Source organism: Isoptericola sp. NPDC019693 (assembly GCF_044389085.1).
Taxonomy (GTDB): Bacteria; Actinomycetota; Actinomycetes; order Actinomycetales; family Cellulomonadaceae; genus Isoptericola.
Genome location: NZ_JBIRXP010000005.1, coordinates 184,229 through 197,536, shown reverse-complemented (window position 1 = coordinate 197,536; position 13,308 = coordinate 184,229). Strand labels below are relative to the sequence as shown.

Genomic DNA, 13,308 nt, shown 5'->3' with positions numbered 1-13,308 from the left:
GTCGTCCGCACCGGGTTTCGCCGTGGACGGTGGCGAGTGAAAGAGTGAGAGCGTGGCAGACTCCGATCCTGTGACCGACCGGCCCAGTGCGCGCGAGCCCCGTCCCCATGATCCCGCGGGCAGCGGCTCCGGCGACGGGGTCGAGGGCTTCGACGCCGTGGTCGGTGCGGGCCGTCCCGCCCCCGCCGAGGGTCGCGCCCCGAGCCGTGGGCTCGGCGTCCTGCGCGAGACCGCGATCATCGTGGTCAGCGCGCTGGTGCTGTCGTGGCTGATCAAGACGTTCCTGGTGCAGGCCTTCTACATCCCCAGCGGGTCCATGGAGGACACCCTGGAGATCGGTGACCGCGTGATGGTCTCGCGCATGGTGCCCGACGTGTTCGACGTCAACCGCGGCGACATCGTGGTGTTCAAGGACCCGGGAGGCTGGCTGCCGCCGTACGAGCCGCCCGAGCGGACCCCGGTCGGGCAGGGCGTGGCGAACGTGCTGACGTTCGTGGGCCTCCTGCCGCAGGAGACGGGCGATCACCTGATCAAGCGGGTCATCGGGACGCCGGGCGACCACGTGACGTGCTGCGACGACCAGGGGCGCGTGAGCGTCAACGGGCAGCCGATCGACGAGGAGTCGTACATCAAGCCGGGCTCCGTGCCGAGCCAGGACCCCTTCGACACCGTCGTGCCCGAGGGCATGCTGTTCGTCATGGGGGACAACCGGCAGAACTCGCAGGACTCCCGCTACAACACGGGCAAGCCGGGCGGCGGGTTCGTGCCGATGGACAACGTCGTCGGGTCGACGTTCGCCACCGTGTGGCCGCTCGGTGACGCGACCCTCCTGCGCAACCCGGGCGACGTCTTCGCGAAGGTCCCGGAGCCGTGACGTCGCTCGTCGAGCGCGGTGCCGAGCGTGCTGTCGAGCAGGGCGCAGGGCAGCCCGGCCGCGTGGCCCCGGGGCCGGAGACGGTACGCCGGCCCACACCGCCCCGTCGCCGCGCCGCGACCTCCTCCGGCGCCGGCAAGCAGCGCCGGAGCCCGACGCTGCGTCAGGAGCGCGCGCTGCTCACGGGCGGGGCGCGCCTGGTCGCGGGCATGGACGAGGTGGGGCGCGGCGCCCTCGCCGGGCCGGTGAGCGTGGGGGTCGTCGTCGTGGACGCCGCGACACGGACGGCGCCGCAGGGCCTGACCGACTCCAAGCTGCTCACCCCGGCGGCGCGGGTCGCCATGGTGCCGCAGCTGCAGCGCTGGGGCGTCGCGTGGGCCGTGGGGCACGCGGGACCCGCGGAGATCGACGCGCACGGCATCGTGGCCGCGCTGCGGCTCGCCGGACGCCGGGCCCTGGCCCAGGTCCGCCGCACGTGCGGCGACGTCGACGTGGTGCTGCTCGACGGCTCCCACGACTGGCTGAGCCGCGGGGACGTCGACCTGTTCGAGGCCGCGGCGCTCGACCCGCTCGGCCCCGAGGCGCCGGAGCCGGGCGTGCGCACGCTCGTCAAGGCGGACCTGCAGTGCTCCTCCGTCGCAGCGGCGAGCGTGCTCGCCAAGGTGGAACGAGACGGCCTGCTCGTGCGCCTCGCGCGCCAGTACCCGGCGTTCGCGTGGGACCAGAACAAGGGCTACTCGGCGCCGGCGCACCTGGACGCGCTGCGCCGGCTGGGCCCGACGCCGCAGCACCGCAGGTCGTGGAACCTGCGGGCGCTCGCCGACGACGGCGGCAGGGCGTCCGGTACGGACGGCTCGCTGCCCGACGCGACCGCAGGCACGCTCGACGTCGCCCTCGCCGATGTGACACCCGATGGGAGGATGGCCCCGTGAGCGCCGAAGACCTCGAGAACTACGAGACCGAGATGGAGCTCGCGCTCTACCGCGAGTACCGCGACGTGGTGGGGCTCTTCTCGTACGTCGTGGAGACGGAGCGACGGTTCTACCTCGCCAACCAGGTGGACCTGCAGGTGCGGTCCGCGGCCGGGGAGGTCTACTTCGAGCTCCGGCTGGCCGACGCGTGGGTGTGGGACGTCTACCGCTCCGCGCGGTTCGTGAAGTCGGTCCGGGTGGTGACGTTCAAGGACGTCAACGTGGAGGAACTCGCGAAGGCGGAGCTCGCCCTGTAGCTCGGGAGCCCCCAGGACGTCCTCAGCCGTCCGAAGGCCTGGAGCCCGCCCACAGGGCGGCCCTGCTCGTCCGCTGTGCACAGGTCGGACCACCGCGCGTCTCGTCCGCCCGTCGGGGGCGCGAGGCTTCCCGCGGAGGTGGTTCGATGCGGGCGAAGGACGCCGTCGGACGGTACGGGGAACGGGTGGCTGCGCGCCACGTCGAGACGCACGGCCTGGAGGTGCTCGAGCGGAACTGGCGCGGCGCCGGCGGCGAGCTCGACCTCGTCGCGCGCGACGGCGACGTGCTGGTCGCCATCGAGGTGAAGACCCGGCGCGGCACCGGGTTCGGTCATCCGGCGGAGGCGGTGACGCCCGCGAAGCTGTCCCGCATCCGCCGCCTCACGGGGCAGTGGATCGCCGAGCACCGGGACGTGCGGTGCCGGGAGATCCGCGTCGACGTCGTGGCGGTGGTCCTCCCGCGAGCGGGCGCCGCCCAGGTCGAGCATCTCGTGGGGGTGCTCTGATGGGGCTCGGGACGACGGCGGCCGTCGCCCTCACCGGTCTGACCGGGCACGTCGTGGAGGTGCAGGCGCAGCTCGCGGCGTCGGTGCCCGGGTTCACGCTGGTGGGGCTGCCCGACACGGCGCTGAACGAGTCGCGCGAGCGGGTGCGGGCCGCGGTGCTCTCCACCGGGATCAAGTGGCCGCACCGCAAGATCACCGTCAACCTGTCGCCCGCGTCGCTGCGCAAGTCCGGGTCGTCGTTCGACGTCGCGATCGCCGTCGCGGTGCTCGCGGGGGACGGGACGGTGCCCCGGGCGGGGCTGGACCGGGTCGTGCACCTGGCCGAGCTCGGTCTGGACGGACGCCTCCAGCCCGTGCGGGGGGTGCTGCCGGCCGTCGCCGCGGCCGTCGAGGCGGGCTGTCCCGACGTCGTCGTCGCGACCGGGGACGCGGACGAGGCGCGCCTCGTCCCCGGGGCTCGCGTCCACGCCGCGTCGAGCCTCGCCGAGGTGGTGCTGCTGCACGGGGGCGAGCTCACGGACCCGCCCGTGCTGGACCCGGTCCGCGCGGCACGGCAGGCCGTGCCGCCCCGGTCGACGGGAGACCTCGCGGAGGTCGTGGGGCAGGTGCAGGCGCGGACGGCCCTCGAGGTGGCCGCCGCCGGCGGGCACCACCTGCTCCTGGTCGGGCCGCCGGGCGCGGGCAAGACGATGCTCGCCGCCCGCCTGCCGGGCATCCTGCCGGACCTCACGCCGTCCGAGGCCGTCGAGGTGACGTCCGTGCACTCGGTGGCCGGGACGTTCGACCCCGGGCAGGGCCTGCTCACGCGGCCACCGTTCGAGGACCCGCACCACACGGCCACCCCGGCGGCGATCGTCGGCGGGGGCAGCGGGCTGGCCCGGCCGGGCGCGGTCTCCCGGGCGCACCGAGGAGTCCTGCTGCTCGACGAGGCGCCCGAGTTCCCGTCCCGCGTGCTCGAGACGCTGCGGCAGCCGCTGGAGCAGGGCGAGCTGGTGCTGCACCGGTCCGGGGGAGCGGCGCGCTACCCGGCCCGGTTTCAGCTCGTCCTGGCGGCGAACCCCTGCCCGTGCGGGATGGCGTCGGTGAACAAGGGGCTGGACTGCAGCTGCACCCCCATGGCCAAGCGACGGTACTTCGGCCGCCTGTCGGGGCCGCTGCTCGACCGTGTCGACCTGCAGGTGGAGGTCCTGCCGGTGACGCGGGCCGACCGGACCGCCGGGGCGGAGGGGGAGTCGTCGGCGGTCGTCGCGGCCCGCGTCGCGCAGGCGCGGGCCGCGGCGCGCGAACGGCTGGCCGGGACGCCCTGGACCACGAACGCCGAGGTGCCCGGCCGATGGCTGCGGGAGCGCTCGCGCGACCCGGTGGTGCTGCGGCCGATCGAGCAGATGGTCGACCGAGGCGTCCTGAGCCTGCGCGGCGCCGACCGGGTGCTGCGGATCGCGTGGACGCACGCCGACCTGGCGGGGCGCGCCGCGCCGACCGTGGACGACGTCTCGACGGCCGTGACGATGCGCACGAGGGGGAGCCATGCGTGAGCCGGTCAGGGAGCCCGTCGTGGGCGGGACGCGGTCAGCGGGTGGCGGCGCGCTGCCCTTCGAGGGGGACGACCCGGTGCTCGCCCGCGCGGCGTGGAGCCGGTTGGCGGAGCCGGCGGACGCCGTGGCCGGCGCCCTCGTCGCGCACCTCGGCGCCTCGGCGGCCCTCGGGTGGGTCGTCGACGCCGTCCGCGACCCCGCCCGCGCGCTGCGCGGGGCGGCCCTGGAACCGCTGGGCAGCGAGGTCGCGGCCGATCGGCTGATGGAGGGCGTGGCCCGGTGGGCCCCGCGCCTCGACCGGCTCGACCCGCGGCGGGAGCTGCGGGTCCTCGAGCGGTTCGGCGGCAGCCTCGTGGTGCCGGGGGACCCGCGCTGGCCGTCCCGGCTCGCCGCCCTGGGTCCCGAGGAGCCGTTCGCCCTGTGGGTGCGGGGCGAGGCGGATCTCGCCGGCATGACGGAGCGCTCGGTGGCGCTCGTCGGGGCACGGGCGTCCAGCGCCTACGGGGACCGCGTGGCGGCCGACCTGGCGGCCGGGGTGGCGGACCGCGGGTTCGCCGTCGTGTCGGGCGGGGCGTACGGGATCGACGCCGCAGCCCATCGCGGGGCCGTGGCCGGCGGGGCCCCCACGGTGGCGGTGCTGGCGGGCGGTGTGGACCGCTTCTACCCGCCCGGCAACCAGGACCTGCTGCGGCGGCTGGCGGACGGCGCGGGCGCGGTGGTGAGCGAGGTCCCTCCGGGCTCGGCGCCGTTCAAGCAGCGCTTCCTCGCCCGCAACCGGATCATCGCGGCGGTGTCGTGCGCGACGGTCGTCGTGGAGGCGGCCTGGCGCTCCGGGGCCCTGTCGACGGCCCGGCACGCGACGCGGCTGCTGCGTCCGCTCGGCGCCGTGCCCGGTCCGGTGACGTCCGGCACCTCGACGGGCTGCCACGCGCTCCTGCGCGACGGGGCCGCCGTCTGCGTGACGGACGCTGCCGAGGTGGCCGAGCTGGCCGGCCCGTACGACGGCGACGCGGCGGGGGAGCAGGGCACGCGTCAGGAGGTGCCGGGCCCCGGGCCGGCCGCGCGCGCGGTGTCGAGGCGGCGGGTCCCGGCCGAGGTCGAGGCCCTCGGCGAGCGTGCGTGCCGGGTGTGGGACGCGCTGCCCGTCCGAGCGTCCGCCGGTCCGGACGCGCTCGTCCGGACCGCCGGTCTGGCCCCGGGGGAGCTGCTCGCCGGTCTCGGAGCGCTGGAGCTGCACGGCCTGGCCACGCAGGACGGCGGGCGGTGGCGCAGGGTCCGGCGCGACGACGGCCGCGCACGCCAGGAGAAGGCGAGCAGGTGAGGCCGGCAGGCGGAGCCGGCCGGGGCCGAGCGACGGGCTGTCTGCCGGCCCGGTACCGGCGTGCGACCTCGACACGCGCGCCGCCTCACCCCCTCGGCGACGCCTCAGGGGCACACTGACCTGGATGGACACCGATCCGGACCTGCCGCCGCTGCCGGCGCCGCTCGCTGACGCGCTGGCCCGTTTCGACGAGCATCTCGAGGTCCAGCGCGGGCACTCGGCCCACACCCGGCGGGCCTACCGGGCCGACGTCGGGTCGCTCCTGCGGTACGCGGTGCGGCACGGCGTCGACGGGCTGCCGGGGGTGGACGTCGGCGTGCTGCGCGGCTGGCTGGCCGCGCAGTCCGAGCGTGGTCTGACCCGGGCGACCATCGCCCGCCGCGGCGCGGCCGCGCGGACCTTCCTGAGGTGGGCGTACCGCGTCGGCCTGGTGCAGTCGGACCCGACGGCACGGTTGGCCAGCCCGAAGGTCTCGCGGACGCTGCCGACGGTGCTGAGCGCGGACGCGGCCGCGACGCTGCTCGACACCGCCCGTGAGGCGGCGCACACCGCCGAGCCGGACGCCCGCCCGGCGGCCCTGCGCGCGTGGGCGGCGGCAGAGCTCCTGTACGGCAGCGGCATCCGCGTCGGCGAGCTGGTCCAGGTCGACGTGCCCGCCGTCGACCTGACGGAGCGGCTGGTGCGGGTGCTCGGCAAGGGGGGCAAGGAGCGGGTCGTGCCGTTCGGCGTCCCGGCGGCGCGCGCCCTGTCGGAGTGGCTGGCGCACGGCAGGCCGGCCCTGGTGCAGCCCGCCTCGGGCGCGGCGCTCCTGCTGGGCGCGCGCGGCGGACGCTGGGGTCAGCGGCAGGTCCGTGACGCGGTGCACCAGCTCGCGGCGCGCGCCGGTGTCGACGACGTCGCGCCGCACGCGCTGCGGCACTCCGCCGCGACGCACCTGCTGCAGGGCGGTTCGGACCTGCGCTCGGTCCAGGAGGTGCTGGGGCACTCCGACCTCGGCACCACGCAGCGGTACACGCACGTGGACGACGAGCGCCTCCGCAAGGTGTTCGTGCAGGCGTTCCCGCGCGCCTGACCAGCGCCATCCGCACGCGCGCCGGGCGGGACTTGCCAGGCACACCGACCACCCCTAGGCTCTCTCGTGTCTCATATATGAGATACGAGACTGGAGGTCGGAATGCCGCTGCAGGCCCACGTGGTCGCACCGTCCCGCACGGCGCACGTGCTGGAGATCATCAAGGGGGCGATCCTCTCCGGTGACCTGGCAGCAGGGAGCCCGTTGGTCGAGACGGACCTCGCGCTCCAGCTGGGCGTGTCGAAGACACCGGTGCGCGAGGCGCTCAAGACGCTGGAGGGCACCGGGCTCGTGGTCATCCGGCCCTACCTGGGCGCGACGGTGCGCGAGATGTCCTACGAGGACGCCGCGGCGGTCTACGACATGCGGCTGCTGCTCGAGCCCGAGGCCGTGCGCCGCACGGTCGCCGCCGGCGGTCGCCTGTCCGCCGCCGAACGGGCCCTCGAGCGGGCGCGGGAGGCCGACGGGGGCGTGGCACGCAGCGCCGCCAACCGGGAGTTCCACCGCGCGCTCTACGAGGGCTGCGGCAACCCGTTGCTGGTGGCCTCGCTCGACGGGCTGCGCGACCAGACGTCGCTCGTGTCCGTCGCAGCGTGGGCCCGCCGCGCGTCGTGGGAGACGGAGGCCGCCGAGCACGAGGAGATCCTGGGCGCGGCGCGGGAGGGCCGGGCCGACGAGGCGGCCGACCTGGTGCGGCGCCACGTGGCGGCGTTCCTCGACCGGCTCCCGAAGCAGGACATCGATCCCGCGCCGCCGTCCCCGTGACCGGGACGCCCCCGCGGCCTGACCGCACATGAGCCACTGACCACACCGACGTGCCGACCGTCCGGTCGGCCGTAGAGGCACGGGCCGTTCTCCGCCAAGATCCCGACCCGTGCCCCTCATCAGGGCGCTCCGACCGGAGCGTCACCGCCACCCCAAGGAGCGACGATGCTTCATCATGACACGCGTCCCGACGCGGCTCAGGCCGCCGGGGGCGCCCGGCGACGCAGCCGGATGCGCTGGTCGATCGTCGGGTTCTCGGCCCTCGGCCTGACGATCGCCTACCTCGACCGGGCGGCCCTCAGCGTGGCCATGCCCTTCATGTCCGACGAGTTCCACATCAGCCCGGCCGTCCAAGGGGTGCTGCTGTCCAGCTTCTTCTGGACGTACGCGCTCTTCCAGATCCCGTCCGGCTGGCTCCTGGACAAGTTCGGCCCGCGGGTGATCTACCCGATCGCCGTGGGCTGGTGGTCGGTCTGGACGGCCCTCACCGCGCTCGCGACCGGGGTGGGGAGCGTCATCGTCTTCCGGCTCGGGCTGGGCATCGGCGAGGCACCGGTGCAGCCCGCGAACGTCAAGGTCGTCTCGAAGTGGTTCCCGCGCCGGGAGCGGGCCTTCGCGTCCAGCCTGTTCGACATGGGCCAGCAGATCGGCACGGCCCTGTCGGTGCCGCTCGTCACGGCGCTCGCGGTCTTCGCGGGCTGGCGCAGCGCCTTCGTGGTGATCGGCGTCGTCGGCCTGCTGTGGATCGTCGGCTGGCTCGCCATCTACCGCGCCCCGGAGAAGCACCCGCGCGTGTCGGAGGAGGAGCTGCGCCACATCCGCTCCGACCAGGGCGAGATGGTGGAGGCCTCGAGCGAGCAGCCGACCGTCTCCTGGAGGAGCCTGGTCCGCAACGGCCAGGTGTGGGCGCTGACGACCGGCTACGTGTTCCGCTCGCTCGCGGGGGCGTTCTTCCTGACCTGGTACCCGAGCTACCTGCTGGACGACCGGGGCTTCTCGGAGGCAGATTTCGGCATGGTGGGTGCGCTGCCCGCCGTCATCGCCATCGGGTCGACCGTGCTCGGCGGCATCGTGTCCGACCGGATGCTCGCGGCGGGCATGTCGACGAACCGGGCACGCAAGATCCCGATCATCGCGGGGCTCGTGCTCAGCGCCAGCATCGGGTTCAGCCCGTTCATCGAGAGCAACGCCCTCCTCATGGTCGTCCTGACCCTGTCCAGCGCCGCCCACTCGTTCGCGGGCGCCGCCATCCTGAGCCTGCCCGCCGAGGTGGCCGAGGACCCGAACCAGGTCGGCTCGATCGCCGGGTTCCAGAACTTCGGCTCGCAGCTGGGCAATCTCGTGAGCCCCATCGCGATCGGCCTGTTCCTCACCACGACGGGCTCCTACCTCGGCCCCATGGTGTTCGCCGCCGTGAGCTGTCTCGTCAGCGCCGCCGTCTACGCGTTCTGGGTCCGCATCAAGCCCGTCACCACCCTCGACCAGGTCGAGGGGACCGTCCCCGAGGAGCCCCGACCGTGACATCGACGACATCGACCGACCTGCACGAACGCCTGGCCACCGTGGTCGGCATCCCCGTCGTGCCCTACGACCCCGAGGGCCGGGTCGACGAGGAGCGCACCGCGCGGCTCGCCGACCGGCTCCTCGACGCGGGCCTGACCGTGATCACCCCGAACGGCAACACCGGCGAGTTCTACGCGCTGTCGCCCACCGAACGACGGCGCGTGCTCGAGATCGTGGCCGCAGCGCGACGTCCCGACACCGTGGTCGTCGCGGGCGTCGGCCTCGACCTCGAGAGCGCGGTCGCGGACGCGCGGCACGCGGCGGCGCACGGTGCGGGGGCGGTGATGATCCACCAGCCCGTGGTCCCGTACCTCTCGCCCGACGGCTGGGTCGAGTACAACGCGACGATCGCCGCCGCCGTGCCGGACCTCGCGGTGCTGCCGTACCTGAGCACCCGGCTCGTGGCCGGCCGGCACGTGGCGGCCCTCGCCGAGCGCGCCCCGAACGTCGTCGGGCTGAAGTACTCGGTGCCGGACCCGGTCCACTTCGCCGCGGTGCGGGACGACGCCGGGCACGACCTGCTGTGGATCGCAGGCCTCGCCGAGTCCTGGGCGCCCGCCTACTGGCAGGCGGGCGCTCGAGGGTTCACGTCCGGCCTGGTCAACGTCGCGCCGCAGGTGTCGTTCGCGCTGCTCGACGCGCTGCGTGCCGGTGACCCGGAGACCGTGGCGCGACTGTCCCGGCAGATCCGCGACTTCGAGGCGCTGCGGGCCCGCCGCGGGTCCGCCGACAACGTGTCCGTGGTCAAGGAGGCGATGCACCTCGCCGGTCTCTGCGACCGCTCGGTGCGGCCCCCCAGCCACGTGCTCGACGAGGACGCCGCCCGCGAGGTGCGGGACGCGGTGGCCGCCTGGGGTATGCGGGCCGCGCAGGAGCGTGTCGCATGACGGCGCAGGCCGGCACCGGGGCACGGGAGGCGGGGCCCGGCGACGCGGACCTCCGGATCGACCGCCTCGAGACGTTCCTGCAGCGGGTGGGAGACCGGCCGCGGGTCCTGGTGAAGATCACGACGGCAGGTGGGCTCACCGGCTGGTCGGAGGTCTACAACCACGGCCCGGACCTCGCGTTCCCGCCGCTGCTGGAGTACCTGGCCGACCAGGTGCGGGGCGTGGACGCCACCCGCGTCACCTTCGTCAACGAGCTGCTGCGCCAGTCCTCCCGGTTCCCGCCGGGCGCCCTGGGACTGGCGGCGATCTCGGCGATCGACCACGCGCTGTGGGACGTCGCGGGCAAGGCCGCAGGCCTTCCGGTCTACCGGCTGATCGGAGGCGCCGTGCGCGACCGGGTCCGCGTCTACGCCGGCCTGTACTCCGCGCCCGACCTGCCCGATCTCGTGGACCGCACGCGGTCCCTGCACGACTCCCACGGGTTCACCGCGTTCAAGCTCAGCCCGTACCGGAGCGACCTCCACCGCCGCCGGTTCGGTGCGCTCGCACGCGAGACGGGCGAGTACTTCCGCCAGGTCCGCGCGGCCCACCCCGACGACTGGGAGTTCGCTCTCGACGCGCACGCGTGCCTCTGGGAGCCGCACCAGGCGGTGGAGCTGGGGCGTGCGGTCGCCCCCTCGGAGCCCCTGTTCCTCGAGGAGCCGCTGCGCCCCGAGCACGTCCCGGCGTGGGCCCGGGTGCGGGACCAGATGCCGGTACCGCTCGCGACGGGCGAGTCGCTGTACTCCACCCACGAGTTCGACGCGCTCCTCGCAGCCCAGGGGGCCGACATCGTGCAGCCCGACATCTGCGTGGTGGGCGGCCTCACGACGATGCTCAAGATCGCCGCGCTCGCCGAGACCCGCTACGTCCCCGTGGCCCCGCACAACCCGCTCGGCCCGCTCGCGACGGCGGCCAACGTGCACTTCGCCGCCGCGACGACCAACTTCTCGATCCTGGAGTTCAAGCCTGACGCCGTGTCGTGGTGCCCGGACCCCTACGAGCCCGTGGACGGGCACCTCGAGCTGCGGCCCGAGCGCCCGGGCTGGGGCGTGACGATCGACGAGGACGCGCTGCGCGACGACGACTGGGTGCACTGGGAACGCCGCGTGCCCCGTCGGCCGGACGGCTCGACGGCGTGGATGTGAGCGACGACGTGAGGAACGACGCGACCAACGACGTGAGCGATGACGTGAGCAACGAGATGAGCGATGACGTGACAGGCGACGTGAGCGCAGGCATGGAACCGGACACGACGACGACCGGCCTCCACGACGTCCTCCGGGCGGCGACCGCCGCGGCGGACCTGGCGGCCGAGTCCGACCCGGGCACCCGCGCACGGTGGCTCCGGGCCGTCGCCGACGCCCTGGACGCGGCGGCACCGGTGCTCGTCCCGCTGGCGCGGCGCGAGTCCCGTCTGCCCGACGCCCGGCTCGCGGGAGAGCTCGCCCGGACGACCGCCCAGCTGCGGCTGTTCGCCTCCGTGGCGCTGGAGGGGTCGTGCCTGGAGGCGACGATCGACCACCCGGACCCGGAGGGTGTCCCGCCGGTGCCGGACCTGCGGCGGATGCTCGTCCCCCTCGGTGTGGTGGCCGTGTTCGCCGCGTCGAACTTCCCGTTCGCCTTCTCGGTCGCGGGCGGGGACACGGCGTCGGCGCTCGCGGTCGGCAACGCCGTGGTGGTCAAGGCGTACCCCGGGCACCTCGAGCTGTCGCGGGCCACCGCCGAGGTCGTGGTGTCGGCGCTCGACGCGGCGGGCGCCCCGTCGGGGCTCTTCGCCGTCGTGGAGGGTTTCGACACCGGCGTGGCGCTCGTCGAGCACCCGGCGGTACGCGCCGTCGGCTTCACCGGTTCGGTGCCGGGTGGGCGTGCCCTCTTCGACCGGGCCGCGAGGCGTCCCGACCCGATCCCCTTCCACGGCGAGCTGGGGAGCCTCAACCCGGTCGTCGTGACGCGCGGGGCGCTCTCCGCCCGCGGGCCGGAGCTGGCCGCGGGGCTCGCCGCGTCCTTCACCCTGGGGGCGGGGCAGTTCTGCACCAAGCCGGGGCTGGTGGCCGTGCCTGCGTCCTCGGAGTTCGACGCGGCGCTCGTGGCGGCCGTGCCCGAGCAGGCGGCCCCGATGCTGACCCCGGGGATCAGGGCAGGGTTCGCCGCCCGGGCGGCGCAGGTGCTCGCCGTCGCCGGGGTGCGGGTGCTGACCGGGCGACCGCCTGCGGGCTCCGGCGGCGACGACGGGCCGGTGCTTCCCCTCGTGGTCGAGGCCGACGTCGCGACGGTGCTCGGTGCAACGGACATGCTGCTCGAGGAAGCGTTCGGCCCGCTCACCGTGCTCGTGCGCTACGCCGACGAGGGCGAGCTCGCGGCCCTGGTCGCGGCCCTGCCGGGAAGCCTCACGGCCACGATCCACGCCGAGGGCGACGAGGACGTCGACGGCCTGGTCCGTGCGTGCCGGGCCGTGGCCGGACGGGTGCTGTTCGAGGGCTGGCCCACCGGGGTCGCGGTCTCCTGGGCGCAGCACCACGGCGGGCCGTACCCGGCGACGACGTCCCAGCACACGTCGGTCGGCGCGACCGCCACCAGGCGGTGGCTGCGGCCCGTCGCGTACCAGGACGCACCCCAGCACCGTCTGCCGCCGCCGCTGCGCGACCACGACCCGTGGGGCGTGGTCCGGCGCGTGGACGGCGTGCTGCAGGTCCCGGCGGCGAACGGCGGCGACGCCGCACCCGGCGCGGCGGGCTGACCGGCGCGGGACGACACGGGCGGTGCCGGGGCCGGTCACCGTGGCGGCGCTCCGGGCAGCAGGACGATCGGCGGGGCCTCGCCGAGCAGGGCGAGCGGGTCGAGGTAGACCTCGCCGCGCAGGACGCCCCAGTGCAGGCACCCGGCGGGCGCGCAGTGCCCCGACCCGGCGGCGAGCGTGCCCACGACGTCGCCCGCCGCCACCGCGTCTCCCCGGCCCCTCGACGCGGTGACCGGCTCGAAGGTGGACCGCAGCCCGTCGGCGTGCGCCACCACCACGACCGGCTTGCCGGCGACCTGCCCGGCGAACGACACGACGCCCGGCGCCGGTGCCCGGACGGGCTCGCCGGTCGTGGCGGCGAGGTCGACTCCACGGTGCCCGGCGCCCCACTCCTCGGCCGGCGGGTCGAACGGGTGCACGACCTCGCCGGGCACGGGCCGCGTCCAGCCGTGGCCGTCGACCGGCGGGGCGGGCGCCGCCGCGCCCCCCAGCGGCACGGCGGACAGCAGCGCCGCCGTGGCCAGCACCACGACGGTCACGCGGGGGTTCACGCGAGGGTTCACGCGAGGGTTCACGCGAGGGTTCACGCGAGGGTTCACGCGGAGACTCATGGGTGCAGACTGGGCGACCGCACGGTCGGGCTGTCGCCTCGTCGGGGCCGCCTGTGGACGACATGGCGCGGACGGCGCCCGGGGGCAGGTTCGCGGCGTGGACATCGCGCGCACCCGTCGTCGGGCGAGACCCGGGGGAGAGGCCCGGGGGAGAGGTGCGGCACAGC

13 protein-coding genes are annotated in these 13,308 nt (G+C 75.3%); 12 read left to right on the top strand and 1 reads right to left on the bottom strand.

From position 1 onward, the window contains the following. The first annotated feature begins 70 nt into the window (after positions 1-70). The 12 genes from lepB to ACH436_RS15970 all read left to right on the top strand — a co-directional run bounded on the left by lepB (position 71) and on the right by ACH436_RS15970 (position 12,530). Positions 71-874 (top strand): signal peptidase I, encoded by an 804-nt coding sequence (gene lepB / locus ACH436_RS16025; RefSeq protein ID WP_430561193.1) that lies wholly within the window; start codon positions 71-73, stop codon positions 872-874. A 62-nt stretch (positions 875-936) separates the two neighbouring features. Further along, entirely contained in the window at positions 937-1,806 is an 870-nt protein-coding gene (locus tag ACH436_RS16020; RefSeq protein WP_430561341.1) for a ribonuclease HII, read from the top strand. Next, the gene (locus tag ACH436_RS16015) at positions 1,803-2,102 is read left to right on the top strand and encodes a DUF2469 domain-containing protein (protein WP_013838354.1); all 300 of its coding nucleotides are present in this window, start codon (positions 1,803-1,805) and stop codon (positions 2,100-2,102) included. The genes ACH436_RS16020 and ACH436_RS16015 overlap by 4 nt, the downstream gene beginning before the upstream one ends. A gap of 146 nt (positions 2,103-2,248) precedes the next feature. Further along, a complete protein-coding gene (locus ACH436_RS16010) occupies positions 2,249-2,608 on the top strand; it encodes a YraN family protein (protein WP_430561192.1) in 360 nt (119 codons plus the stop codon). After that, on the top strand, positions 2,608-4,143 hold the full coding sequence (locus tag ACH436_RS16005; protein ID WP_430561191.1) for a YifB family Mg chelatase-like AAA ATPase: 1,536 nt from the start codon (positions 2,608-2,610) through the stop codon (positions 4,141-4,143). Before ACH436_RS16010 ends, ACH436_RS16005 begins: the two co-directional genes overlap by 1 nt. After that, the gene (dprA, locus tag ACH436_RS16000; RefSeq protein ID WP_430561190.1) at positions 4,136-5,464 is read left to right on the top strand and encodes a DNA-processing protein DprA; all 1,329 of its coding nucleotides are present in this window, start codon (positions 4,136-4,138) and stop codon (positions 5,462-5,464) included. Before ACH436_RS16005 ends, dprA begins: the two co-directional genes overlap by 8 nt. Before the next feature lie 124 nt (positions 5,465-5,588). Beyond that, on the top strand, positions 5,589-6,536 hold the full coding sequence (locus ACH436_RS15995; protein ID WP_430561189.1) for a tyrosine recombinase XerC: 948 nt from the start codon (positions 5,589-5,591) through the stop codon (positions 6,534-6,536). Between the two features lie 102 nt (positions 6,537-6,638). After that, positions 6,639-7,301, top strand: coding sequence for a GntR family transcriptional regulator (locus ACH436_RS15990; protein ID WP_430561188.1), 663 nt, complete (start codon positions 6,639-6,641; stop codon positions 7,299-7,301). A gap of 165 nt (positions 7,302-7,466) precedes the next feature. Further along, complete coding sequence (locus tag ACH436_RS15985) at positions 7,467-8,822, top strand: MFS transporter (protein WP_430561187.1); 1,356 nt, start codon at positions 7,467-7,469, stop codon at positions 8,820-8,822. Continuing rightward, on the top strand, positions 8,819-9,751 hold the full coding sequence (locus ACH436_RS15980; protein WP_430561186.1) for a dihydrodipicolinate synthase family protein: 933 nt from the start codon (positions 8,819-8,821) through the stop codon (positions 9,749-9,751). The genes ACH436_RS15985 and ACH436_RS15980 overlap by 4 nt, the downstream gene beginning before the upstream one ends. After that, positions 9,748-10,938 carry a mandelate racemase/muconate lactonizing enzyme family protein gene (locus ACH436_RS15975; RefSeq protein WP_430561185.1) on the top strand — a complete coding sequence of 397 codons (1,191 nt, stop codon included), beginning with the start codon at positions 9,748-9,750 and terminating at the stop codon, positions 10,936-10,938. Before ACH436_RS15980 ends, ACH436_RS15975 begins: the two co-directional genes overlap by 4 nt. A 56-nt stretch (positions 10,939-10,994) precedes the next feature. After that, positions 10,995-12,530, top strand: coding sequence for an aldehyde dehydrogenase (NADP(+)) (locus tag ACH436_RS15970; RefSeq protein WP_430561184.1), 1,536 nt, complete (start codon positions 10,995-10,997; stop codon positions 12,528-12,530). 35 nt (positions 12,531-12,565) lie between these two features. Here the strand turns inward: ACH436_RS15970 and ACH436_RS15965 are convergent, their stop codons facing one another. Further along, positions 12,566-13,081 (bottom strand): murein hydrolase activator EnvC family protein, encoded by a 516-nt coding sequence (locus tag ACH436_RS15965; protein WP_430561183.1) that lies wholly within the window; start codon positions 13,079-13,081, stop codon positions 12,566-12,568. Positions 13,082-13,308 lie beyond the last annotated feature (227 nt).

Coding starts and splice junctions, on each gene's coding strand:
- ACH436_RS15970 (WP_430561184.1), top strand. CDS start 10,995: ATGAGCGATGACGTGACAGGCGACGTGAGCGCAGGCATGGAACCGGAC.
- ACH436_RS15995 (WP_430561189.1), top strand. CDS start 5,589: ATGGACACCGATCCGGACCTGCCGCCGCTGCCGGCGCCGCTCGCTGAC.
- ACH436_RS15975 (WP_430561185.1), top strand. CDS start 9,748: ATGACGGCGCAGGCCGGCACCGGGGCACGGGAGGCGGGGCCCGGCGAC.
- ACH436_RS15990 (WP_430561188.1), top strand. CDS start 6,639: ATGCCGCTGCAGGCCCACGTGGTCGCACCGTCCCGCACGGCGCACGTG.
- dprA (WP_430561190.1), top strand. CDS start 4,136: ATGCGTGAGCCGGTCAGGGAGCCCGTCGTGGGCGGGACGCGGTCAGCG.
- ACH436_RS15985 (WP_430561187.1), top strand. CDS start 7,467: ATGCTTCATCATGACACGCGTCCCGACGCGGCTCAGGCCGCCGGGGGC.
- ACH436_RS16005 (WP_430561191.1), top strand. CDS start 2,608: ATGGGGCTCGGGACGACGGCGGCCGTCGCCCTCACCGGTCTGACCGGG.
- ACH436_RS16010 (WP_430561192.1), top strand. CDS start 2,249: ATGCGGGCGAAGGACGCCGTCGGACGGTACGGGGAACGGGTGGCTGCG.